We start from the raw sequence: 25,331 nt of genomic DNA, 5'->3' as shown, positions 1-25,331 counted from the left end.
TGCCTGGCTATTTCGAAAGTGGACAAATTCGCGCCTGGTTATTTGCATCCCACGCCTCCTTCCGGGGCATTGGCGCAAGGCGGTCCCGGTACGGTTACAGCGCTGGTCTTGGCCCCCTGCTCGGGCACAGTCGGTAGGGGAACGAGCGGGCCGGTCGGGCGAATGGCCGGAGCCGGCGTCACAATTGGAGCGGGTGCGCTGGCCTGTCGCCGCACGACGACGGGCGGAACGCGATCCCGTACCTGAAAGGCCGGCGGTGGCGGATTGGCATGATTTGCAGGAACACCGGGGTAAATTGGGTTTCCAGTGCGGCCAAGCGAGGGGTCTGTCGTCGGCGGACCATCGTAAGGATTCCAGCCTGGCGCCGGGAACGTACCCGCAATGGTGTAGCCATACATCACGCGCAGCAACGCCTGTTCGCTCGCATGCGCATCGCATAGCCTCAAGCGGACATCGACTGTCCCGCGATTGGTGAAGGTCGTGCGATCGTTATCGCTGGAGCGGATCTGCTGCCAGCCGTACAGGCACGTATCCCCTGAACGGCTTCTACCGGTGGCGTAACCGAACGGACCGTAGTTATTCTGCACGTAGTAGTCCGATCGTGCCATGGGAACGCCCGGCAGATCACGTCGCATATCGAGATCGACGTTGCCATTGCGGATCGAGGCATAGCCGAGGCCCTTGCGGTCGTCATAGTCGCGCCCGACCGGACCAAAAAAGGTCACCCTCAAAACATTCTGACCGGGTGTCACTGCCGAGGTAAATAGAAAGATATCCTGTCGTGCTGCATTGTTGAAATCATGCTGGACGACATTGACGATCGACGGACCGCCGGGCGGCGGCAAGGCAAAGGCTTTGTCGTTGGAAACCGTCGCAGCCGGCCCGGGAACGCGGATGCCGTCTTTCGAGGCGCAGCCAGAAACCGTGGCGAACGCGAAGATCAAGCATACCGCACCATCAAAGCGCCTCGCAAAAGGCACGTTCCGACTTTCGTAGGCTCGTTTGCAGGTCGCTCGCCACGACCCGAGGTGCCGAATCAAGGTGCGCAAAATCATATGCAAGAAATAACCATTTACCGCGTTTAAGCAATTGGGACGTCACATGAATCCCAAGACCAAATGTCGAGCAGCGGGAAATTGTATTGGAATGCGACGCATGCTTGCGCTTGCCGAGCCCAGCTTTCTGATTGGCGGGGAAGCAGGTTTGCTTATCCGGTTTGGCGATCTGCTGCCAACCGGCCCGGCGTCGGTCCGATTTCATTCAGCCATTTTGTTGACAAGCTCGACCGGACGGCGAAGATATGCGCATGGCCCATTGGCCGCCCCCAGAGCGTCCGCGTGGGGTGGAGTATCGGGGGGCAATCAGCAAAACTTTCTCGTGCGCACGGTCAATCGTCATCCGTCGCGGTCATCTGCGCGGAATGTTGATTGGGTAGGCGGTCAAGAGGCAACGTGAGACGATCACTTCAGGGAGTGCGGTGAGTGACAGACGATATCAATATTTTCAATGCAGGGACCTTCGTCGGGCGGATTTGGCGTCCCGAGGTGAATGGGCCGGCCATTGTCATGGTCAGGGATGGGAACGTCTATGACATCACGTCGAAGGATGTGGCGACGATGCGCGATCTGCTGGAGCTCGATGAACCGGTCGCTCTTGTTCGCGCTCAAGAGGGCGAATTCATTGGCGAAGTCAGGTCTCTGTTGAATGGCTCCGTCGATCCCGGCGTGGCCCATCTTCTCGCGCCGATCGATCTGCAAGCTATCAAGGCGTGCGGCGTCACCTTCGCGCGCTCGATGCTGGAACGCGTCATCGAGGAGCGGGCGGCAGGCAATCCTGAGCTTGCCCAGAGCATCCGGGGACGCGTCACCGCGATTATCGGCGACAGCTTGCGCAACCTGAAAGCCGGTTCTCCGCAAGCTGCCATGGTCAAGGCTGCGCTGATCGAGGAAGGCGTATGGTCGCAATATCTCGAGGTTGGCATCGGCCCCGATGCGGAGGTCTTCAGCAAGTCACAGGTCATGTCTTCTGTCGGCCAGGGCGCCGATGTTGGCCTGCATCCAATCTCCAAGTGGAACAACCCCGAGCCGGAAATCGTACTTGCAGTCGACAGCCAGGGAAGGGTCAAGGGGGCGACGCTCGGCAACGACGTCAATCTTCGTGATGTCGAAGGCCGGTCTGCACTGTTGCTCGGCAAGGCCAAGGACAACAATGCGTCCTGCTCGATCGGTCCCTTCATCCGGTTGTTCGACGAAACCTATTCGCTTGACGACGTGCGCAATGCCGATCTTGCCCTGACGGTCGAGGGAGAGGACGGCTATGTGCTGAAGGGCAAAAGCTCGATGAAGGAAATCAGCCGTGATCCGCTCGAGCTCGTCGCACAGACGATCGGCCGCCATCATCAATATCCTGATGGGTTCGTGCTGTTCATGGGGACATTGTTTGCCCCCGTCGAGGATCGTGGCGTGCCGGGCCAGGGTTTCACGCACAAGATCGGCGACATTGTCACGATTTCCAACGACAAGCTTGGTGCCCTGCGCAACCGCGTCCTCCTGTCGACGGAATGCGCGCCATGGGAATTCGGCGTGTCTCACCTGATGCGTAATCTTTCGTCGCGAGGTTTGCTCTAGCGCTTGCCGACCAGCAGAGCGACGGGGAAAAGATCGAGAAGCGCAGCGGTCGGCAATGGATCGCCGGCCTCGAACGTGGCGCCGTCGACGATGTTCGTCAGCTGCCATGTTCGGATTCCATCGGGCATCGCGATCGAGCAATTGCCCCAATAGGACCGACACGGCCATTCGCCATTGCCGAGACCAAGAAGGAAGCGCGGCGCTACCGTCACCGCAACAGCGTCATCGGCTTCGCGCAAAAATGCGACGATCTGGTCGCTGCGATCGCCGATTGCCTCAAGTGGTCGATAGCGACCTTCGCTGAACAGCGTCGGTTCGGCGTTGCGAAGGGCAAGGCCAAGGGCGATGAGGCGTTGCTTGAGCGCACCGTCGTGCAAGGCTTGTTCGTCTTGCGTCAGGCCGGACGTTTCGAGTTTGCGGGCCAGGGACGCGAAGTCCGGTATCCGGCGATTATCGGGGTCGACGAGGCTGAGGTCGAGCGTCTCCGACCCTTGATAGATGTCGGGGATTCCGGGCGCCGTCAATTTGATCAGCGTTTGCGCCAGACCATTGAACAACCCCGCTCGAATGAATGGCGTGATGGTCTTGGAAAAATCGGCAAGGAACGGGCTATTGTCGGGGGAGAGCAGGTTGGAGCCATAGGCCTTGACCGCTGCCTCATAGTCTCCGTTTTCAATACCCCAGTTGGTGCGCAGTTTCGCCTCACGGAGCGACTTTTCGATATAGGCGAGAAAGCGGGCTTCGAGATCGCCCGGAAGATCGAATTCGCCGAGATCAGCCGGCCAGACGCCGGCAAGGGCTTGATAAAGCAGCCACTCTACCTCCGGCTCGGGCGCCGGGCCGTCACCGAGATGCGTCACGTGTTCCGCGTTCATCCGACGCCAGCGCTTTACCGCATCGCGCCAGCTCGCGGGCGCTTCCGAGATGGAATACAGACGAGCCCGCGTATCCTCCCCGCGCTTAGTGTCATGCGTCGAGGTCGCAGACAGGCCATGGGGTTGCGTTCTTGCCCGCTCGGTCATGGCTTGATGGAATCTCTGAAGGCTCGTTTCGCGACCTGTCGGCTCGCCACCCACTTCGTTGAGTGCAATTAGCCGGTTGAACCGATAGAACATGGTGTCCTCGATCGCCTTTGCCGACAGCGGGCCGGTCAGCTGTTGGAAGCGGCGGCGAAATTCGGCGGCCTTCTCCCTAGCCTCGGTCGAAACCTCGCTTTTGAAGACCTTGTCGACAAAAGCCAATGTCCTGCCGTCCGGCGCCTCGCTGCGGTTTGCCGCAGTAAACAGAACCTTGCTCCAGAGGGCGGCGTCTGTCTCATTCAGGCCTTCCGTCGTTCCGTATGTACGATAGGTCGGAAATGCCACGAGAATCTTGCAAAGCGCGTCCCGCAGTGACCTCTCATCGATTTTGTCGCCCTGCAGGCCAGCCACGCCCGCCAGCAATTTCAGCAGGTTGTTGGCTTCTACAGCAAGATTGTGCTCGATCAGCAGCATCTTCGCCTTCCGAATGCCGGCAGCGAAACCAGGCTGATCGACGGCAATTTCGCCATAGGCCTGATCGAGATCGGATGCGAGGTCACTGTTGATGAAGACATGGCTCAACGCCGAGATGAACTCGTAGCCCGTGGTGCCGGAGATCGGCCAGTTTGGCGGCAGTTGCTCCCCTTCCGCGAGAATTTTTTCGACGATGATGTAGACGTCGGATCCGACTTCGCGGCCCAGTCGTTCCAGATATTCCCGCGGATCGACGAGCCCGTCGATATGATCGATCCTCAGGCCGTCGACGAGACCCCCGCGCACAAGATCGAAGGTGAGGCGGTGCGAATCGGCAAAGACGGCGGGGTCTTCCACACGCAGACCGACAAGGCCTGTCACCTCGAAGAAGCGACGGTAGCTCAATTTGCTCGCAGCTTCTTTCCAGCCGAGAAGCTGCCAGGGTTGGACCTCGAGTATACGACGCAGCACATCGTGCCGCGCGGACAGATCGGCCAACGCGTTCTGCAGATGAAGCGTCGTCTCGTTGTTGCAGACAAGCTCTTTGAGCTCATCGTGAAATTCTGCGGCGCCACGCGGGTCAGCCCTTGATGCGAGCGTTGCGATTTCGCTGGCGAGGGGAACGGGCAATTGCGACAGGATTCCTGCATAACTGGCTGGATTCAGCGGGATGAGATTGTCGAAATAGGCGACTGTCAGCGCTCCAGCCTCGGCATCGACGGCTAGCGACAACTCGCGGGAACCCAAGATCTCCTCTAGCGGCTTGCCGAGGATAGGCAGCGTCAGCTTGCGGTTCCAGTCGATATCAAAATGGCGGGCGAAGGGGCTTTGATTTCCCCACTCGACGACACTGCGCCACCACGGAGCTTCCAGGGAGGCAGCCATATGGTTCGGGACGATGTCGAGGATCAGGCCAAGACCGGCGGCGTGCAACGCAGCGGCCAGGCGCTCGAAACCGTCGCGCCCGCCAAGCGTCGGGTCGATTTCGTTGGCGTCTGCAACGTCATATCCGTGCGTTGAGCCATTGGCGGCGGTAAAGATCGGCGAGGCGTAGAGATGGCTGATGCCGAGCCGTTTCAGGTAGGGTACGAGTGCGGACGCGCGATCGAAGGTCATGCCTTCGCGAAACTGGAGGCGGTAGGTCGAACGCGGGATGTCGATCAGGGAGGAAGGAGCCATGTTGCGGGGATGTCGCTCGTGAGGGTTTCTGCAGCAGCAAACCCCTGGGGCATGCTTTAGTTCCCAAGCGGGGACCGTGCCGCATACACCTGAAATCGCCGCCGAATTAAAGCGCGGGCGCGGATACTCATGAGAGCGGGAAGGGCTATTTTCGCGGTTAGTGCGTTGGCGCAGGTTGCAGCTCGGCCTGGCGGCTGCGGGCGGCCGTCAGCTCTGTCGTCGTGTGGTTCAGACGGTCGGCCAATACGCGCATGATTTCGACTGTCATCTCGGGGAAGTCGGCAAGCAGTTTCAGAAAATGTTCCTTGCTGATCCGCAATGCCTCGAGTTTCGAGGTTGCCTTGACCGTCGCCGTACGAGACACATCGCAAAGAATGGCAATTTCACCAACGATCGAGTTTAGTTCAACGTCGGCAATCTTAATCTCGCCTGCGGGCGTGTCGACAAGGATGTCGGCAGTGCCAGAAAGAATGACATAGGCGGCGTCCCCGAAGTCACCCTGGTGAAAGAGACTTTGACCGGCGTTATAGCTCACCCGATCCGATGTGAAGGCCAAAAGCTTGAGCTTTGCCGGTGCAATCCTTGCAAAGATCGGCACCCGCCTCAACATTTCGACTTCATCTTTCAGAAGCATGATCGTTCAAACCCCCAGTTTGGCCGTTCGTTTAGCGTATTACGATAACAGTTCTTTGAACATACCGTTTTTTTCCAAAAGATCGGTGCTTGTACCGCTTTCGGCCAGCGTTCCCCCGTTGAAAACGAGGATTCGCTCGAACAGCTCCGCTAGGGTGACGTTGGACAACACCCAGATGATCGCCGGGGCATGGCCCTCCTTGTGCAGGTTCGTCAGCACCGTTCTGACGATCTGGTCCTGAAAGCGGTGGTCGAGTGCCAAAAGAGGACGATTGAAGATCAGGTAGTCGGAGCGCTTGAGGAGCGCGCGCGCCAGATTGAGCTTTTGTCGCTGTACATTGGTCAGCCGCTTGCCGCCGGAGCCGACATTGAAGTCCAGTCCGATGGACAGAACGCTGTCCTGCAGCCCCAACCTGTTGAAGAGATCGCGCATGATGACGTGGATGCGTTCTGGTGCATCCGCTTGCTGATGGGCAATCCTGCCGAAAAGCACGTTGTCCATCAGAGATGCCGACGAGGTAAAACGTTCCGGATCGTAGCGCTCGATGACGGCATTGAGGTCCGCCGGGATATGCTTGTGGAATTCCGCGCGCGCTTCGACGATCTTTGCCATCAGCTCGTCGGTCAGGAGACCGAAGCGGTGGCGCGGTTCGATGTAAGAGAAGCTCAGGCGGATGATGCTGGTCTGTTCTTCGTCGGTCGCCGCGTCGAAGCCGCGACCCTTCAACTTTTGCAAAAGCGCCTGATATTCCGGAATGTCGTCGGCGGTCATGAAGGTCAGCTGCTGGAAGAAGGGGTGGTCCGGCGGCAAATCAGTGAACAGTTCAACGGCGTTCTCGGCAATTTCCAGCCCCATCGCATAGAGTTCGACGTTGAGGCCGGTATCCTGGAAGAGCTTGCGGAAATACGGGTGCGCCGCGAGTTTACGGTTGGTCATCAGTGGGCGCTTCAGCGTGCCGAACAGCATGTTTTCGCCGACAGTTGCCTGCGGATTGTAGGAGGCAAACTCAAAAGGTACCACGAGCCCGTCGAGGTTTTCCTCCCTCAGGCGCTCCAGAAGCGCCTTTCGCAATTCGACGATGCGCCCAGTGAGATCATCATGTGCACCTGGGTCTATGGTCGAACGCAATGCCATGTCGAGCAAATCCTGAGACATGAGCACCGCATCGAAGACCGGGCGCATGACGCTATAAAGATCCTCGGGGCCCGTCGCGCCCATTGAGGCATAGTCGACCCAATCGCTGTTGAGGTCAAACTCGGGATTGCCGGCCCGGCGGGCCTCTATCATCGACCATTTGAATTTGGTCGCCTCAGCGTCTTGGTAGTTGACCGTCGTCATGGGCGCGTGCTTCAGCCCGTAGAGGATGTTGTCCCGAAGCGTGCCGTGAAAGAAGTATGTGTCGGAACCGGCATAGGCGATCCGCCGTCCGGTCACCGATTCCGGCAGTTCCAGCAAGTCTTGTCCGTCGATGGTGACGCGTCCGCTGTCGGGCCAGAGCAGACGGCCGAACGCTTCGGCCAGATATTCGCCGCCGCTGCCGCTTTCGCCGACGATTGCCACAGTCTCGCCCGGATGCAGTTCGACTGACACGTGATCCAGCACGCGCGCGCCACTGTCGTCGCTGATCGTGAGGTTGGTGGCGGTCAGCGCATGCGTGAGGCGGGCGCTTGGCTCGCACGCGAGCGCCTGGATTTTCGGATCGATCAGCCGGTCGACGCTGAACTGCTCGACGACCTGATTGTATTTGACCTGTACGTCCTGGCGCGACTGGTCCCAGTCGATGAGTTCCTTGAGCGGCCCCGGCAGGTCCTTGTAGGCGTTGATGACGGCGACCAGCTGGCCGATATCGAGCCGGCCCTGCAGCGCTAGAAAGCCGCCGATCGAATAGAACAGGAATGGCGTCACTTGGGCGAGGAAGTTGTTGATGAACTTCACCATGAACTTCCACTGGTAGAGGTCATAGCGGATGGAGAAGATCAATCCGAGGCGGGCAGCAATATCGGCTCGCTCGAAGTTCGACGTATCGTTGCCGTGGATAGTGCCGATGCCGTCGACGATCTCGCCGACGCGACCCGACAGCTCGCGGGCCGTCAGCTGGCGCTGGCGGCCAAGCTCCAGCAGCCGCTTGCGCATACGCGGGATGACAACTGCCTGAACGGCAACGATGCCGGCCGCGATCATGCCGAGCCAGAAATTCTGCATCAGGATGAAGATCAGCGATGTGATCGCCTGGCCGCCGAGAAGCGCCGGCTGAACGAAGGCATCTCCGGTGAAGCCGCCGAGCGGTTCCACTTCGTCTTTGATCATGGTGGCGATTTCGGCCGCCTTGACGCGTTTGAAATGCGACGGCGGGAAACGCAGGACGCGGTCGATCAGCTGGAAGCGGATGCGGCGCAGCATACGCTCGCCAAGCCGACCCTTATAGGTGTTGATGTAAAGCTTGAAGAGGCCGTTGAGAATGACGAGCGCCAGGAAGACGAGGCTGAGCGCGATCAGCATCTCAAAGCGTGTAAGCTGCAGTCCAGGAAAGAGGGTGATGTGGCCTATGTATGGTATATCATAGGCCAGGCGCATGAAGGTCTGCGTTGCCCCTTCCTTTTCGAAGCCCTTGCCCTGAATAGGTCCGTTGACGATCTGCTTTGGCAGATCGAAGGAAAGGAAGTACGGAACCATCGATGCGGCAACGACAAGCAGAATCCAGATCTGCTCCAGACGCGTATTCGACCAGATATATTTGGCTAGGCTTTTTTCCATTGCTTATCGCATGCTTCTAATAAATTCAGCGGCTCTTATGCTCGACGTCATCATGGACATGCGGCTCGCACCCGGAAAACAGGAAACTCCGATCGGCCTTGCGCGCGACCAGCTCCGATTCATAGAGAAATCAGTTTATAGCACAACGTTCCGAAAAACGAGGAGAGGAGGTCGTGAAAGCAATCCGCGCCCATTAGACGGCGTTGCGAACTATATATGACGTTCGTTCCGAACCCTTCAAGTCAAGGGAATGGGAAGATGGCTTTGGTTTCGCAAGGATTTCGATCACCGCTTCGGTGAGCATCTCTGCGGTCAACCCCGCTTCCGGCAGAGCGGTCGCGAGCCCTCGTTCTTCGAGCCGCTCGGCACGCACCGACTGCTCGGTTTCGCCGCCTGCGGTGAACGGCACCAGGATGGATCGGCAGCCGGTCACGAGAAGATCGCCGACGGTGTTGTAGCCAGCCTGCGAAATCGACAGTTCGGCGCGTTTCAGAAGAGAAGGAAAGTCCCTCCTAAACCGTACGAGCTGGACGTTGTTAGGCGCTTGCAGGCCAAGAGCCGAGAAATCCTCGTCCGGCAGGTTTGGGCCGGCGATCAGGCACCAACGTCGATCCCGCTCCATCATTTTTGCCACTTCAAGGGAAGCACGGATCAGGTCGCGTCCGACAGCACCGCCGCCCGCCGAAACGATAATATCGAACGTCTCTGAGGGCTCCGGCGGCATGGGGGGCGCAACCAAGCCTGTGTACGCCACCTTGTCGGCGATCGTCGCCGTCGGAGGAAAGGTTTCTTCCAGCCGGACGAAGGTGGGATCGCCATGAACCAGCACGCCATCGAAATGCCGGTCGATAAGATCGACTGTCTCCTCGTCGCGGCCAGGCTTTTTCTGCTGCTGCAGGATATCGCGGAGCGAGGTGAAGAGCTTGGGGCGAGGCTTGGCTGCATCGATTGCGTCAAGCAGCGGCAACAGTTCGAACCGCATCTGGCGGCGGCCGAATGGAAAGGCCTCGATGATGACGACATCGGGCGAAGAAGCCCTGAACGCGTCGAGCAGAAGATCGCGGCGATAGTCGAGAAAGGGCTGGTCGACAGGCGTGCCGTGCTGATCCGCAAGCCCGGCGAACCCGGCGCTTGCCGCAGCCACGGGCGGCAGCTTCACGGATATCACATCCTGGCCGGGGAATCCCGCCACCGGCAATCCGCCGGTGACCATGGTGACGGTACACCCTTCCTTCGCCAAGGCGCCGGCGATCCGGCTTGCCCGGGCAAGATGTCCAATCCCCAGCAGGTGCTGGACATAGAAAAATACGCGAGGAGCGCTCATGCAGATTTCTGCCATTCCTCTTGTCTCTGCCACTCTCCCTCAAAGAGCTCGGTCAACTGGCGGATGCTCGAATGATGGTCGAAGTGGTCGCGGACGCGCCGCTCGGCCGCATCACCCAGGAGATGTCGGATTGACGGTTCGCGGATAGCCCGTTCCAAGGCCAACGCCAGCGCTTGAGGGTTGTCAGGCGGAACGACCAGGCCGTTTTCTCCGTCCGTCAGCAGCTCAGGGACGCCGGAGACCTGCGTCGAAACGCAGAGAAGCCTCTGGCTCGATGCTTCGACAAGGACATTCGGCAGACCGTCACGGTCGCCATCGGCAGCGACGCGGCAGGCAAGCGCGAAGATATCCGCCTGGCGGTAGTGCGAAAGCACATCCTCCTGCGCAAGAGCGCCCTTCCAAACGATACGCGAGGCAATCCCCAGCCTGTCGGCAAGCGCCTTCAGCTTCGGCAGGCCATCGCCGCCGCCGATATGCTCGAAGCGCCAGCTTAAATCCGCCGGCAGCAGTGCGAGCGCGTGCAGCAGCACGTCATAGCCCTTCTTCTCGACGGCGCGTCCGACGCTGACGATCCTGACAGGGTCAGACAGCTGCGAGCCGTCCCGATTGGAGTGCGGCTCCTCGAAATGGCTAAAGCGCGCCAGATCGAGCCCGTGATAGCTCAGGTGCACGCGCTCCTTTGCAGGGGTCAGGGTGCGCATGTGATCGAAGCCGTTATGGGTGCATGTCACTGTCCAGCGGGCGCGGCCAAGTTTTTCCGTCAGCTCCCAGTCTGGGGATGTCCAGATATCCTTGGCATGAGCCGAGCAGGTCCAGGGCACGCCGGTCATGATGCTGGCATAGGCGGTGACGGAGGCCGGCGTATGGATGAAGTGGGCATGCAGCCATTCGCCGCCATCCGGCCATTCATGGGCGAGCACCAGCGCCTGTCCGAAACGTCGGAACCGGTTTGGCGTGGGATCTCGGCGCAAATCGGTCCAGAATTGTGTCAAGAGCGGTTTGAAGCCGGGCTTCGACAGGCCGGCAACAAGGGCGCGGAGCGCCCGCAATGGCTCCTGATACAGATATTCCGGCAGATAGACGACCCGGGCCTTAATCTGGTCATGGACGGGGTGACGCTTCTTATCGGTCGGCTTGCGCATCGAGACCAGCGTCAGGTCGAAGCCGGCGCGCTCCAGCCCCAGCAGTTCCTGCGCGATGAATGTCTCCGACAGTCTCGGATAGCCCTTGAGAACGACGAGTATCTTTTTTCGGATTGGCAAAATCGGATGCCCTATTCGGCAACAATGGAAAGCGGCGGATAGCTCTCGCGGTCGTCCAGCCAGTCTCCAACGATCCTGGAAATATGGACCAGACCCTCGAGCCGCATATTCTCTTCACCGCTCTGGGATGGCGGAGCCCGGTGGGTCAGCCGCTTTAATGCGGCAGAAAGGAGCATGGGATCGGCCGATTCCTCCGGCAGCAACATGTCGATAAGGCCAAGTTCGCTGGCGCGTTGCGCGCGGATCAGCTGTTCCTCGCGTGGCCGCGTCCGTGGGATGATCAGCGCCGGCTTGTCGAACGACAATATTTCGCAATAGGTGTTGTAGCCGCCCATCGCCACAACCGCCTTGGCCCCGTCGATCAGTTCTTCCATCCGGTTGTCGAACTCGATGACCTCGAGACAGGCAATCTTGTTGCTGCGCTCGACAAGCTCGGTGCGCTCGCGGGCCGGCATATAGGGTCCGAGAACGATCAGAGTCTTATGCTGCAGCGACTGATCCTGCTCATAGGCGTTGACGACATCGCGGACGAGATCGGCGCCGTCTCCGCCTCCGCCTGTGGTCACCAGGATATAGTCTTCGTCAGGCACGTGTTCGGATTTGGTGCCTTGCGGGACACTGCGCTGCAGGAAACCGACGAAATCCATCTTCCGGCGAACGCCCGACGGAACATCGAGGCCGATCAGGGGATCATAGAAATCAGGCGGGCCGTAAACCCAGACCGTATCGTAGAACTGATCGATCTTCTGCAACATGTTGCTTTTTTTCCACTCGGCTTCGAGCAGGTGCGGTGCGTCCATAACGTCGCGCATGCCCAGCACCAACGTTGTGCCCCGGGCTTTCAAATATTGCAGAGTCTCCTCGACTTCGCCCTTCAGGCCCAGCGGCTCCTTGTCGACGATGAAGATATCTGGCTGAAAGTTCTCGGCGGTCTGGCGGATGATCGCCTGGCGCATCTTCAGCGTATCCTGCAGGTCGACATGACCCGCCATAGAGGTGTATTCGCCGTCCTTAAGCTTGATGACGCTCGGCACGGTCACGAAATCCACGCGTGCGCGGTAATCGAAGGCGCCAGCAATTGTCGCGCCCGAGATGATCAAGACGTTGAGGCCGCGATAGTCGCCGACCAGGGAATGCGCGATCGTACGACAACGACGCAGATGGCCAAGGCCGAATGTGTCATGGCTGTACATGAGGATACGTGCGTCTTCTAAGCGCCGCTTCATGGGCAAAACCTCAGGGAACAAACTCGTCTTGGCGGCTGGTCGTCATGAACACTAATGCAACCGCTTTGGAGATAACAGTCCAATGCCTGGCAGCGCTTGACCTTATTTGTAGGGATCGGCAGCATCGCGCAAGCCATCTCCCAGAAAATTGAACGCCAGTATAACAAGTATGACCGGGATCATCGGGAACAGCAGCCAGGGATAGAAGGCGATGACACTGACGCTCTTTGCCTCTGTCAGCAGGATTCCCCAGCTGGTAATCGGCGGTCGCAGGCCAAGCCCAAGAAAGCTCAAAGCGGTTTCACCGAGAATCATGCTGGGGATTGAAATCGTCGCCGTTGCAATCAGATGCGACATGAAGCCGGGCACGAGGTGGCGGCCTATGATCCTGTGCGACCGCGCGCCCATCAACTGGGCCGCGAGCACATAGTCCTCCTCGCGCAGTGACAGCAGCTTCGAGCGCACGGCACGGGCAAGCCCCGTCCAATCAAGGATGCCAAGGATGATGGTAATGCCGAAATAGACCAGGATGGGGCTCCAGGTGACCGGCATGATGGCGGCCAGCGCCATCCACAACGGCAAGCTCGGCAGCGACTGCAGCACTTCGATCACCCGCTGCACCAGGAGGTCAACGACACCGCCGCGATAGCCGGCAAAGCCACCGATGACGATGCCGAGCACGAAACTGATGGAGATGCCGATCAGGCCGATCGTCAGCGATATGCGCGCGCCATAGATGATGCGCGACAGCACGTCACGTCCGAGGCGGTCGGTGCCCAGGAGAAACATCTGGCCACCGATAGCCGGGCAGACCAGATGGAGATTGGCCGGAAACAGTCCCCAGAAGCGGTAGGGATCACCCTGGCAGAAAAATCGGATCGGCTGCACATTATGCTTCTTCTCGGTATAGACCCGGCGCAAGGTGTTGAGATCCAGCGTCATCGCCCGGCCGTAGACGAACGGGCCGACGAAGGCGCCATCATTGAAGAAGTGAACCCGTTGCGGCGGCGCGTGGATGAAGTCGACGTTACGCGTATGCAGTCCGTACGGGGCCAGGAATTCGGCGATCAGCACCACTCCATAGAGGAAAAGCAGGAAGATGCCGGATACGACTGCGATCCGGTGACGCTTGAATTTCCACCACATCAACCGCTTCTGAGAGGCCTTGTAGTACCGCGTCTGTCCAGCAGACATGGTTTCAAACTGCATCGGATCGAAAGGTGCGGTCGAGACGTAATGCTCTAGAGGTGCTCCGGGCGTGGGCAAGGGTAACGTCACTTGTTGCTCCTGCCTTGCAAGCGGATACGGGGATCGAGGAAGCCGAGGGCAATATCGGAAATCAGAACGCCGACCACGTTCAGGAAGGCCAGAAACATCAGGAACGAGCCGGCGAGATACATGTCCTGGCTCTGGAGGGCTTTGATCAGCATCGGTCCGGTGGTTTCCAACGACAGCACGATCGCGGTGATCTCGGCGCCGGAAATGATTGAGGGCAGGATCGAGCCGATATCGGCAACGAAGAAATTGAGCGCCATCCTCAGCGGATATTTGATCAGCGCCCTCAGCGGGTGCAGGCCCTTTGCCCGCGCCGTGACGACATATTGCTTCTGCATCTCGTCAAGCAGGTTGGCGCGCAGCCGACGGATCATGCCCGCTGTTCCAGCGGTACCGACGATAATGACTGGGATCCACAGATGCGAGAGGATGGAACTTGCCTTTTCCCAGCTCATTGGCTGAGAGAGGTATTTTTGATCCATCAGATGACCGATCGAGACGCCGAACCAGACATTGGCGAAATACATCAGGATCAGGGCCAGCATGAAGTTCGGAATGGCGATGCCGAGGAGCCCCATGAATGTCAGCCCGTAGTCGCTCCAACTGTATTGATGGGTCGCCGAATAGATGCCGATCGGGAATGCGACCAGCCATGTCAACAATATGGTCGTGAAGGAGACGAGCATGGTGAGCCACAGTCGGTCGCCGACGACCTCGGAGACCGGCAGCTGGTATTCGAAGGAATAGCCGAAATCACCGTGCAGCATGCCGGCAGCCCAGTTGACGTATTGCACCGCCATAGGCTTATCGAGGCCATACTGCTTGCGCAGATCCTCTATCTCCTGGAGATTGGCGGATTCGCCCTGCGCCCTCAGCTCGGCAATCTGGCTCTCGAAAAAGTCGCCAGGCGGCAATTGGATGATGGTGAATACCAGTATCGATATGACCAAAAGCGTCGGCACCATGACGGCGACGCGCCAGATTATATATCGCAGCACCTATATCTCCTCCTTCATCCAGAAGGTGTCGGGCATGTAGACGCCTAGATAGCAGGTCGGATCAAAGCCGTAGAGGGCATGGTTCGGCAGGTTCCGAAGCTTTGTGGATCTGAGGACCGGCTGGAATGTGCCGTTGATCAGGCCGATCGAAAAAACCTGCTGCGTGTAGATCGTCAGCATTTTCTGCCAGATTGCCGTCCGCTCATCGAGTGTGGGAGCGACCCCCCATTGTTTCAGAAGTTCCACCAGTTGGGTTGCTTCCGGCAGATCGGGCGAGGTGCCTTGGGTTCCGGCAGAAAGATAATACATGCCCCAAAGCGGCCATTGCAGCTGGTCGTCCTGCGTCGGCGCCAACTGTGCGGGATTCATGTCTGCCGTCGGTACGCCGTTGTCGAGGCCGTACCAGATGGACATCATGATGCGACCGCCCATGGCGCGGCTGCGGAAAACATCGCGCTGGGAGGAGCGCGTGAAAAGCGCTATGCCGATCCGTCGCCAGTGGTCAGTGATCAGTTCCAGGACGTCGGTGTCAAGCGTGCTCTCGCCGGCGGTTTCGACTGTGATTTCGGCACGCCTACCGTCTGGCAGCAGACGGATGCCGTCGTCGTCGCGGTTTTGAAGCCCGGCCTGATCCAAAAGCGCATTGGCCTGCTCCTCGTCGTGCGAAATCCAGGCGTCGGCATATTCCTGCTTGAAGAGCGGGCTTTCGGGCAAGATCGTATCGGCGCTCTCGGTGCCAAGCCCATAGAAAACGGCCTGGTTGATCTCGTGACGATCGATTGCCAGCGACAGCGCCCTGCGGACGCGAACGTCGCGGAACACTTCCCGCCAGACGAGGTCCGAACAATTGAGGTTGGGAAGAAGGGCGACGCGTGAACCGCGTGCCATTTTCCATAAATCGACTTTAACGGGATAGCGCTTTTCGGCATCCTTCAGGAAGGTATAGTCGTCGAAGTCGATACCCGTCGCCTGGAGGTCGCTTTCGCCCGCACCGGTCTTTGCGGCAATGATCGACGACTGGCTGATGCTCAGAACGAAGCGGTCGATATACGGCAGCTGACGGCCGTTTTCATCAATGCGATGGAAAAACGGATTGCGCTCGAAAACATACTGCTCCGCCGGCGAGGCTGTTGTATTGCGCCAGGGGTCGAGCACGGGAAGGGCCGGGTTATCCGGCCGATAGCCGCGCCCCATCTTGATGTGAAGGTCGGCCCATTTCTTGACACGGTTGTCCTTCATCAATGCGGAAAGCCGGATATCATCCTGATATTTCTTGTGAAATTGCCTGAGATAGTGGCCAGGTCCGGCGAGCACGAGCGGCTGGGGGGCCGCAAGACTAGCCAGAAAATTCGGATTCGGCTCCTGCCAGGAATAGCGCACCGTCAACGGGTCGACCACTTCGAAACGGGGCAGCTTGCCGTGCGGTCTCAGCTCAAGCGCGCCCCCTCCCGGCGTCAAAGACTTATTGAGGATGACGTCTTCCCACCAATAACGGAAATCATCCGACGTGAACGGCTCGCCGTCAGACCACTTGTGGCCCGGGCGGATCTTGAAGGTGAAGACGCTGTCGTCCTTGGCCTCGAAACTCTCGAGAATGTCGGGCTGCAGTTGCAGCTTCTCGTCGTAGCCGACAAGCCTTGCATAGCCATAGATGGTCATGAAGCGAATGTCTTTTTGATCGCCGATGATCATGCGAACCGTACCGCCATATTCGCCGGGTTCGCGCCCCATGTCCTTGATGCGCACGATCCTCGGCCGGTCGGGTATGCGATCTACAAGAGGCGGCATCTGGGCCGCTCTTAGCCATGGGCGGAGATATTCCGGTTCATAGTCACGATCGGTCGCGCCCGATGCTACGGCTGGAAGCAGCGTGGAGGCCATCACTCCGAGAAAGGTCCGGCGCGTTACCACGTGCGCAATTCCTGTAGATCGGCGTCGGTGCGGGCGCGCACGAAATGTCCGTCGCCGAGATCGGCATAGTCAAGATCGACCTTGTCGTCTTCAATGAATTGCGGCGCCCAGTTGCGCTTGGGGTTGGTTCCGAGCGCCTGAAGTGTCGCAAAATCCAGCGGCCTGTCGAGATCGGGGAAGGGCACCGCAGCGAGTAGCGACCGCGTGTAGGGGTGGACCGGACTGCGCAAGATGACCTCACGGGGAGCGATTTCGACGATACGGCCGCGGAACATCACTGCAATCCTGTCCGCCATATAGTCGACGACGGCGAGGTTGTGCGAAATGAACAGGTAGGTCAGCCCAAGCTCCTTCTGCAGATCCTTGAGGAGGTTGAGAACCTGAGCCTGAACCGACACATCGAGAGCCGACACGGGCTCGTCGAGGATCAAAAGCTTTGGCCCGAGGGCAAGGGCGCGAGCGATGCCGATGCGCTGTCGTTGACCACCTGAAAAGCTGTGCGGATAGCGGCTGAGGTAGCGCTCGTCCAACCCGATCGCCCGCATCAATGCCTTGACCTTTTCCTTCCGCTCCGCGGTTGTGCCGCGGCCATGGATTTCCAGGGGCTCGCTCAGGATGTTGCGAACGTTCATGCGTGGCGACAGCGACGACACCGGATCCTGAAATACCATCTGGATCTTGGTTCTCAGCTCCATGAGCTCGTCGCCGCGTGCTGCCAATACATCGATTTCGCCGTGGCCGTCATTGAACGTAACCGAACCAGCCTCAGGGGTGATGGCACGCATCAATATCTTGCTGACGGTGGTCTTCCCACAACCGCTTTCGCCGACAAGACCCAGACATTCTCCACGCCGGATATCGAAGCTGACGTGATCCACGGCGTGCGTCTTAACAACGTCGCTCCGGGAAAATATGCCGCGCTTCTTTGCGGTGTAGACTTTCTCGAGGTTTCGGACGGACAACAATATGTCAGGAGCGCCGGCGACTGTCTTTTTCTTGCCAAGCAGCGAGTCGATATTGACCGGAACTTCGCGAAGCGCCTTCAAGCGTTCGCCGGGCTTCATGTCGAAATGCGGCACTGCCGACATCAGGCCCTTGAGGTAGGGATGCTGCGGGTTGCGAAAGATTGTGTCGACGGGGCCAGCTTCCATAATCTCACCGTGATAGATGACGACGACTTCGTCCGCCATATTGGCGACGACGCCCAGATCATGGGTGATCAGAAGCATGGCCATGTTCAGCTTGTACTGTAGATCACGCAACAGGCCGAGGATCTGGGCTTGAATAGTCACATCGAGTGCGGTTGTCGGCTCGTCGGCGATCAGAAGCGCCGGATTGCAGATCAGCGCCATCGCGATCATTGCACGCTGGCGCATGCCGCCGGAGAGCTCGAACGGATACATGTTGTAGGTTCGGTGCGGGTCCTGAAAGCCGACAAGGCCGAGCATTTCTTCGGTTCTTTGCCGTTGCTCGATCTTAGTGGCGGTGCTGTGGATACGCAACGCTTCGCTGATCTGATTGCCGACGGTGTGGAGCGGCGAAAGCGACGTCATCGGTTCCTGGAAGATATTCGCCATGCGGCTACCGCGCAGTGCCCGCATCTCGCTACTGTCCCGGGATAGCTGGAGGATATCGGTCGTCTTGCCGTCGAGCGGATCGGTAAACAGGATGCGGCCGGAGGCCAGCGCCGGGTTCGGCAGGATTCCCATGATTGCCTGGCTGATGATCGATTTGCCCGATCCGGACTCTCCGACCAGCGCCGTCACCTTGCCGGGCAGTATCCTAAGGTTCGCGCTCTTGACCACGCGCGACTTATCTCCGAACACCGCGAAGGAGACGTCGAGGTTTTCGATGCGCAACAAATCCGTCGCAGACGCCATGCAAAACTGTTCCTGCTCATACAATCCCCCATGGATCGTCAAGGTACACTAACGTAGCCCCTGACAGGTGTCTAGTTGCACCTGAACGTCGGCAAAAAAGCCGTTGTTTCCAAGCGGCTATGACACGAACATATAAGCGGACGCGAAGTTCGGTTTACTGAATGAATTTCCCGAATTGCGGCCGTTTATCCAGCTTCGTTGCGTCTCGATGGAGCAGGATGACACGTTCGGCTTCGGACAGCCCGTCGCGCACCGCCTCCTCGAACGCATCTCCGGATTTTGCGGGCATTGTGGTGAATTTCGGATGCAGAACGGTCAGTTTCTGACGGATCCCGCGCAGCTTTTCTTCGCCGAGTGTCACCCACTCACCATCGCAATAGCCGGCAAAGGCCTGGCTTGCCACGACTTCGCGCGTATATTTCTTCGTCAGGGATTGAAGGCGCTCCACTTCATTGACGGCGGAACCGAAGGCCGAGAAGGTTAGGCGATCCCTAAGGCCGACATTGCCGAACATGACGTTGCCGACGTGCAGGCCGATACCGTAGCGAACGACGCTCATGCCCTTCTCCTGCCGTTCGGCATTGAGATGCTCCACGCGGGCCTGTGCCTGAAACACAGCCGACAGCGCCGCCTGGCAAGCAACCTTCGACGGGTCCTTGTGCCTGCCGCAGGGATAAACCGCGAGAAAGCCATCGCCGAGGAAGCTCAGAATCTCACCGCCATTGCGATTGAACGGTGCTGCAATCGCATCGAAGAATTCGTTGAGCGTGTCGATATAGGCCTGACGGCCTTCCTTCTCGGCATACATCGTTGACTGGCGCATGTCGCCCATGACCAGCGCCGCACGGATGGTTTCTCCGTCGCCGCGCCGGATCTGTCCGTTCAGCACGCGCTTGCCGGCATCGCCTCCCAGATAGGTGGTCAGCATATTGTTGGCGAGCTTGCCGAGCACCGCCATCTTGGCGGCAACGGCCAGATGGTTCTGCATCCTGAGCAGCGCCGCTATCATCTCCTCGCTGAAGCCGCTGGAGCTGTCGGTCGACCAGGATCCCATCATGCCCTGCGCCGAGCCGTCGCCGAAGGTCTGCACGAACGCGATATAGTCCGTCACCTTATCCGTGCGCAGCTCCTCGAAGATCGGAAATTCGAGAGGGCCGTCCTTGTCGATTCGACGGCGCAAGTGGTCGAGGTTATTCGTCAAAAGATGATAATAAGGACTTTGCAGGAACCGCTCCGGCTTTTCAGTGCCGTGCCGATAGCCCTCGATCGTCAAGCCGCTCGAGCGCTTCCATGTGAAGCCGAGGGCGTCGTAGAGGGGATGCAACATAGAAAATGTCAGATGGACGCGCGCAATCGGCATCCCGGTCGCGGCGATCCTGTCGCAGAAGCCTCGAACGATGCTCTCCAGATTTTCGCCGGTCAGCGCCGCTTGCGTCAGCCACTCTGCAACCTTGTCGAGGAATATGTCGGAAACGCTAGAATGGATTGTCTTCATCCCGAGGCCATGTCCTTGCGATCTATCTGGTCGTCCGCCTGTACCGCACGGCGTGGGCGCGGCGATACGGTCGGGTCCAAGCGTTCTGCCACAGGTCGAATGAACAGACCGTGCGATGTGTCGGCCCGCGCGTCGTAATCGAATGTTGGCCGGGCCGCCGAATTCTCAGGCTGCAAATAAGCGGTCGCGAAGCTGAAACAATGGCTTGAATGTCATCTTTGCGGAAAACAGCTTTCATGTCTCTGAAAAGTCGCAGCGGCTTTGATGCTCACGAGAGGTCCAGCGAGGGGATAGATGCCTCGTCAACGACGGTCGTCGTTGTCCGACCCGGGAGCCGCTTGGCCGACAATTCCGCCGCTGCCATAGCATAGCCGCCATTGGCACCGTCGATGAAATGCATGTGATCGCGCGACAGCGGCGTCGGCACGAAGCATGTCATCAGCGCGGAGGACTGCCGATGCAGCCCGTAGCGGCAGACGCCCTGGTTCTCGGCTTCTTGCAGACGCGCTTTTATTCTAGACAAATGATCGTCGTCGACGTCGATGGTCATTTTGAGTCCGTCGTCGAACTTCCTGAAGTCCGAATTGGCAGCGACGTCCCGTTTATATCGCCTTGCATCGAACTTGCCGAGGGTGATGCCGAGCTTGTGGAGAACAAATACGAGGCCGATCTGCGACAGAATTGCGAGCTTGCGCTGAAAGAGCTTGCCTTTAGGCGCTGTTGCCCGCGCCTCCACCTCGACCCCGGAGAGCGCGAGCGCCAAGTCCGGCCCGTCGGCCGGCACGGGATGCCCGTCGCGGCGTTGTTCCATTGAGATTCCAATGACATCGGTAACCAGGCGCTGAAATTCCTCACCATTGCCGGCAGTCCCCGGTTTAGCGATGATCGAGACGATCTGGCCGTTGCGGGCCTCGATGGGGTTCCAGCGGCATGAGAGGCCGGTCAGATCTGGCCGCGTCTTGTCCGGTGCCCGGTCGATACCGTATTTCCCGGCCTTCATCTGCGCCTCCGCCCAGCTCGCGCCTCCGCCTGAAAACATGGCGTAGGATACGAGGTCACTCGGGCTGAATCTTGCGACGCGCACATCGAGACCCTGGGCCCGGACATCGGACATCGGCACCAGCGCGGTGCGCAAACTCAGCTGCAGGTCGTCAGCCACCCACGCCTGAACCGCACCCAATGCTTCGCGGACGCGCTCGCCTCCCGAGTGGGGAATAGCAACAAGAGCACCATCGCCGCCGAACACGAAGGGAAAATCGCCTCTGTCGAGGGCGTTTATGACGGCGGAAATCACGCTTGCCCCGGCCATGTTGACGGCCTTGTAGCGCCCGGCGGCGATGGCCTGGGTCGAACTGACGATGTCCGCCACCGCCAGAAACCAGGTATCGGGAAGCGGGCGATAGTTGCCGTCGTCGGTCACGCCCTCGAATCGGGTGAAGACCGGCAAAGCGCTGAAAAAGTCATCGTTCGTCTGATCGACCATAAAGCATCTTATCACACAACCACCGACCAGACGACAACCGCCTCTGGCTTCAATACCCCTGCGGACAAGTAAAGGGATGGTAACGGCATCACAAGATAAGTTGATCGACGTGACGGCGACCATCATGCTAAGCGGGCAGAAAACTAACAGAATTGGCATACCGATCATGAGTCGTCTGGACAGTTTCATCCGCCGCCTGACCGCCCAGCGCGACATCCTCAACACGATAGCGCCCGCCATTGACCACCTGAAAGGCCCGATCCTCGAACTGGGCCTTGGCAACGGCAGGACCTTCGATCATTTGCGCGAGCTGTTTCCCGATCGCCGGATCGTCGCATTCGATCGCGCTGCCCTCGCTTATGATCATTCCATGCCAGATGAGGGAAACCTGATACTGGGCGAAATACAGGAGACGGCGCAGGATTTCGTCGGCATCGGCGCGGCGTTGGCCCATGCCGATATTGGAACCGGCTATGCGGACAAGGATGCAATTACATTGACCTGGCTGCCGCAGGTGATGGCCGGCGTGCTTGCTTCGCGCGGCGTCGCCATCAGCGGCTTGCCGCTCGATCATGCAGATCTCGAGCCGCTCGCCTTGCCCACGGGAATCAACGAGGGACGGTACTTCCTCTATCGCCGTCGATAGACACGCTCACGCCATGAAAAGCACATCGAACTGCGGACCCTCGACCGGGAGATCGGCGACTTTCATCTCGATTGCATCGTCGCCGTCCGAAAAGACCATGCAGTCGCGGTAGAAGCCGCCAAGATACCCTATGAAGTCGGTAGACTGCTCCCGGCCGTAAAAGGCAGGGGTGAATTCCATGTAAAGAGGCACCTTGCGTTCCATCAGCCGCCGCATGGATCGGCAGGCAACGGGCTCGTATCCTTCGATATCCATCCAGATCAGGCCGATATCGCTCGCATCGGTCGCCGTCTCGGCGAGAATCTCCGGAACCGGCCGCACCGGAACTGAAATCCTCTCGTCGCCACCGCCTTGCCGCAATGCGCTGCTCTTGCCGTGATTGTTACGATTGAGGAAGAAATCCAGCTCACCATGCCGGTCGCCGGCGGCGCAATTGACGGCAGTGACGCGATCCTCGAGCCCGTTCTGCGCAAGATTTGTGAAGAGCAGGCGAAAATTGCGCGGGTCAGGTTCAACGGTAACGATCCGCCGATAGGCCCCGCTCAGCGCAAAATAGATGGTCTGGGTGCCGATATTGCCTCCCAGTTCGAGCAGGACCGTGCCTTTTCTCTGCAAGCCCCGCTCTCTCAGGACGGACAGCAGGCGGTCGACGTGGTCGCGTTCGAAATGCCCCTTGCGGAAGACCTTGCGACCGATGTAATCGGATGGGGAGACGCTCATGAGATGATCGCCGCAGTCGATCGTCATCGTCGTCACACGGGGACCCATGGCATCGACGAGAAGCTCGCGGCCGTAGCGCGTGTCGAACAGGCGTGTAGCGATCCGGTTCCTGATCTTACGAATGGGCCGGCTCCAAGCCTTGGTGCTCCATATCCTGCGGGTGAACATCATTGCCATTTGTCTACGGGCAGGCCGCTTCACGCGAAGCGCCCGCTTTCCTCCTTTGGAACGATATACACGCGCAGAAGCTCGGCGCGGCCGCGCACGGCGATTTCCCGGCTCTCGATGGCGGAGATGTCGATGCCCGAAAGGGTCGCGACCGGCTCGGAGAACACCAGTGCGGTCTCGAATTCCTTGGCGGCGCTCTCCAGCCGGCTGGCGACATTGACCGTGTCGCCGATAGCCGTGATGTTCTTGACATTGCCATAGCCCATCGAGCCGACGACGGCAGGTCCGGCATGAATGCCGATCGCGATCCTCAGCGGTATTGCAAGTTCATCAGCCAGTTCCTCGCCCAGCCGCTCGATTTCCCTGATGATTTCGGCGGCGGCCTTCAGCGCCTGCCTGCTTGCATCCTTCGGCGCCGGGCCGAGGCCGAAAAGCGCCATCACCCCGTCTCCGATGAATTTGTCGAGCCTACCGCCCGATTCCTCGATGACCCTGCCGACGATGGAGAAATAGCGGTTGAGCAGGAAGACGATGTCGAAGGGCAGGCGCGCTTCGGTCAACGTGGTGAAATGGCGGATGTCACAGAACAGCACGACGATATCCCGTTCCCGCCCGGGACTTGCGGTCTGCGAATAGACCGGGATCGCCGCTTCGGCCATGGGGACCAGCATCGGCACGACGCTGATATCGTGGGTTGGCCGCAGTTGGCAGGCAAGGCGAACATCGGGCGCTGCGCCGATCCGGTTGAGCGTCTTGTGCTCTATCGCCTCAGGCGCGGGCAGATTGGCGCTGCCCTCGACCACGTGGACGCGGCAGGTCGAACACTGGCCCTTGCCGCCGCAGACGGAGTAATGTGGCAAGCCGCCGAGGCGGCTCGCTTCGAGCACGGAGAAACCGCGCGGCACCTGGATCACCTCGCCACCGGGGTAACGAATCGAGATCTGGTGCGCGCGCTCGCGCCACTTGCGCTGGCCGCGCAATGCGAAGAGTACGACGATCGCCGCGCCGAAGACGCCATAAAAGCCTATCCGATAGGGAAGGACAGCATCGCCGATGTGGCCGGTGGGCATCGAGCCGTAGCCGCTGAAGCCGCCTCGATCACCATAGTAGCCGCCGGGATAGCCGCGTGCCTCGGCCTCGGCCGAGAGATACGCTATTGTCCTGCCCATATTTGCAAAGCCGAGCAGCGCCAGAACCGGCAACAGAATGGCAATCGCCAGCATGATCGGCGTGATCCGCGTGTACCATGGACGGTATCTCAGCCAGAAATGGACGCCGATACAGCCGTGAACCCAGACCACGATCAGCGCAAGCGCCTGGCGCACGCCCGTCGGCGGCGCCGAAACCCACAGCGTGCGGACGATTGCGCCGTAGTTGTCGGAATAGCCATAGATTGTATGGACGATGCGCGTGCCTACGACATGGTCGATAAGCAGAAGCGGAATGAGCAGGCCTGTGGCGATCTGGAACGCCTCACCAGCCGGCATCGCCAACGTGCGGCGCAGGTAGAGCGTGCGCAGCACGAGGATGATGTGAACCAGGACGGCGCCATAGAACAGCACGGTCCCAACGGGATTGCGCCAAACCGCCGTAAACCAGTGCCGGCCCTTCTCGGCGGCGTCGAGCGAAATCAGCCCGAGCGCATGATTGCTCAGATGCATCACAACGAAGATGAAGATGATCAGTCCCGCGCCGAGACGGGCCTTTCGGATGTTCTGGTCGGAGAAGATGGTGGCTCTAACCTCTATGGTCATCAAATCCTGATCTGGATGGCCTGTTCACAAACGAACTGAAAGCGGTTAATCACGGCTCGACGCTGTTTCCGGACGGCACGGGATCCATCGTTGCCTTCCATCTAACTTCATTACCAGTTGCTGTCGAGCAGATGGGCACTGGCGCGAGAGGCATAATTGCAGGTAACCCGGCAAAATCAGGGCATTGCAGGCGTTTTCGTCCTTTTGCCAATCAAATGAACGTCAACGGTCTGGTCAAACTATGAAGGTTGCCTTTTACGCGCCGTTGAAATCGCCCAATCATCCGGTGCCGTCAGGTGATCGCCTGATGGCCCGTCAGATCATTGCCGCGCTGGAGATGGCCGGCCATGGCGTCGGGATTGCCTCTGAACTGAGGCAGACCGTCCAAAAACTCTGCTTGCCGCAATTATTGATCCCAGCCGACGATCGTGAGCTCGGGCCACAATTTGATCCAGCGATCGATCTTCTTTTCGTATATTTCGCGTGTGATCTGCTTTTTGTT

Annotated in this window: 17 protein-coding genes and 1 pseudogene; 3 read left to right on the top strand and 15 right to left on the bottom strand. The window is 59.2% G+C overall.

What is annotated here, in order from left to right; genetic code table 11:
• Positions 1–38 precede the first annotated feature (38 nt).
• Positions 39–944, bottom strand: a complete 906-nt coding sequence (gene bcsN, locus CPY51_RS10045; RefSeq protein WP_195909493.1) for a cellulose biosynthesis protein BcsN — start codon at positions 942–944, stop codon at positions 39–41.
• A 537-nt stretch (positions 945–1,481) separates the two neighbouring features.
• On the opposite strand from bcsN, the gene CPY51_RS10040 reads away from it, so the two are divergent.
• The gene (locus tag CPY51_RS10040; RefSeq protein WP_244598572.1) at positions 1,482–2,627 is read left to right on the top strand and encodes a fumarylacetoacetate hydrolase family protein; all 1,146 of its coding nucleotides are present in this window, start codon (positions 1,482–1,484) and stop codon (positions 2,625–2,627) included.
• Here the strand turns inward: CPY51_RS10040 and treY are convergent.
• The 12 genes from treY to CPY51_RS09980 all read right to left on the bottom strand — a co-directional run bounded on the left by treY (position 2,624) and on the right by CPY51_RS09980 (position 21,541).
• On the bottom strand, positions 2,624–5,281 hold the full coding sequence (gene treY / locus CPY51_RS10035; RefSeq protein WP_111160116.1) for a malto-oligosyltrehalose synthase: 2,658 nt from the start codon (positions 5,279–5,281) through the stop codon (positions 2,624–2,626). The genes CPY51_RS10040 and treY overlap by 4 nt on opposite strands.
• A 175-nt stretch (positions 5,282–5,456) precedes the next feature.
• Entirely contained in the window at positions 5,457–5,933 is a 477-nt protein-coding gene (locus CPY51_RS10030; protein ID WP_111160107.1) for a cyclic nucleotide-binding domain-containing protein, read from the bottom strand.
• Positions 5,934–5,972: 39 nt separating this feature from the next.
• Positions 5,973–8,687: an ABC transporter transmembrane domain-containing protein gene (locus CPY51_RS10025; protein WP_111160106.1), complete on the bottom strand. Its 2,715-nt coding sequence runs from the start codon at positions 8,685–8,687 to the stop codon at positions 5,973–5,975.
• 193 nt (positions 8,688–8,880) lie between these two features.
• Positions 8,881–10,011, bottom strand: a complete 1,131-nt coding sequence (locus CPY51_RS10020) for a glycosyltransferase family protein (protein ID WP_111160105.1) — start codon at positions 10,009–10,011, stop codon at positions 8,881–8,883.
• On the bottom strand, positions 10,008–11,273 hold the full coding sequence (locus tag CPY51_RS10015; protein WP_195909492.1) for a glycosyltransferase family 4 protein: 1,266 nt from the start codon (positions 11,271–11,273) through the stop codon (positions 10,008–10,010). Before CPY51_RS10015 ends, CPY51_RS10020 begins: the two co-directional genes overlap by 4 nt.
• Positions 11,274–11,284: 11 nt before the next feature.
• Entirely contained in the window at positions 11,285–12,499 is a 1,215-nt protein-coding gene (locus tag CPY51_RS10010) for a glycosyltransferase family protein (RefSeq protein WP_111160104.1), read from the bottom strand.
• Between the two features lie 102 nt (positions 12,500–12,601).
• Positions 12,602–13,777: an ABC transporter permease gene (locus tag CPY51_RS10005; RefSeq protein WP_111160103.1), complete on the bottom strand. Its 1,176-nt coding sequence runs from the start codon at positions 13,775–13,777 to the stop codon at positions 12,602–12,604.
• Positions 13,774–14,772 carry an ABC transporter permease gene (locus tag CPY51_RS10000; RefSeq protein WP_111160102.1) on the bottom strand — a complete coding sequence of 333 codons (999 nt, stop codon included), beginning with the start codon at positions 14,770–14,772 and terminating at the stop codon, positions 13,774–13,776. The genes CPY51_RS10005 and CPY51_RS10000 overlap by 4 nt, the downstream gene beginning before the upstream one ends.
• Positions 14,773–16,683 carry an ABC transporter substrate-binding protein gene (locus CPY51_RS09995; RefSeq protein ID WP_111160101.1) on the bottom strand — a complete coding sequence of 637 codons (1,911 nt, stop codon included), beginning with the start codon at positions 16,681–16,683 and terminating at the stop codon, positions 14,773–14,775. It lies immediately after the preceding gene.
• Positions 16,677–18,563, bottom strand: coding sequence for an ABC transporter ATP-binding protein (locus CPY51_RS09990; protein WP_111160100.1), 1,887 nt, complete (start codon positions 18,561–18,563; stop codon positions 16,677–16,679). The genes CPY51_RS09995 and CPY51_RS09990 overlap by 7 nt, the downstream gene beginning before the upstream one ends.
• A gap of 154 nt (positions 18,564–18,717) precedes the next feature.
• Complete coding sequence (locus CPY51_RS09985; protein WP_111160099.1) at positions 18,718–20,058, bottom strand: adenylate/guanylate cyclase domain-containing protein; 1,341 nt, start codon at positions 20,056–20,058, stop codon at positions 18,718–18,720.
• 268 nt (positions 20,059–20,326) lie between these two features.
• Positions 20,327–21,541: a DUF3095 domain-containing protein gene (locus CPY51_RS09980; protein WP_111160098.1), complete on the bottom strand. Its 1,215-nt coding sequence runs from the start codon at positions 21,539–21,541 to the stop codon at positions 20,327–20,329.
• A 166-nt stretch (positions 21,542–21,707) separates the two neighbouring features.
• On the opposite strand from CPY51_RS09980, the gene CPY51_RS09975 reads away from it, so the two are divergent.
• Entirely contained in the window at positions 21,708–22,187 is a 480-nt protein-coding gene (locus tag CPY51_RS09975) for a class I SAM-dependent methyltransferase (protein WP_111160114.1), read from the top strand.
• 6 nt (positions 22,188–22,193) lie between these two features.
• Here the strand turns inward: CPY51_RS09975 and CPY51_RS09970 are convergent, their stop codons facing one another.
• Positions 22,194–23,075, bottom strand: a complete 882-nt coding sequence (locus CPY51_RS09970; RefSeq protein WP_111160113.1) for an FkbM family methyltransferase — start codon at positions 23,073–23,075, stop codon at positions 22,194–22,196.
• A gap of 29 nt (positions 23,076–23,104) precedes the next feature.
• Positions 23,105–24,829: an adenylate/guanylate cyclase domain-containing protein gene (locus CPY51_RS09965; protein WP_111160097.1), complete on the bottom strand. Its 1,725-nt coding sequence runs from the start codon at positions 24,827–24,829 to the stop codon at positions 23,105–23,107.
• Positions 24,830–25,070: 241 nt separating this feature from the next.
• Between CPY51_RS09965 and CPY51_RS33330 the strand changes: the two are divergent.
• Positions 25,071–25,331: pseudogene (locus CPY51_RS33330) on the top strand (glycosyltransferase family 4 protein); the annotation flags it as partial.

Source organism: Arminella tubonensis (genome assembly GCF_003240585.1).
Taxonomy (GTDB): domain Bacteria; phylum Pseudomonadota; class Alphaproteobacteria; order Rhizobiales; family Rhizobiaceae; genus Rhizobium; species Rhizobium tubonense.
Note: the sequence above shows the minus strand (reverse complement) of the source record. Positions and strands in the feature narration are given on the sequence as shown.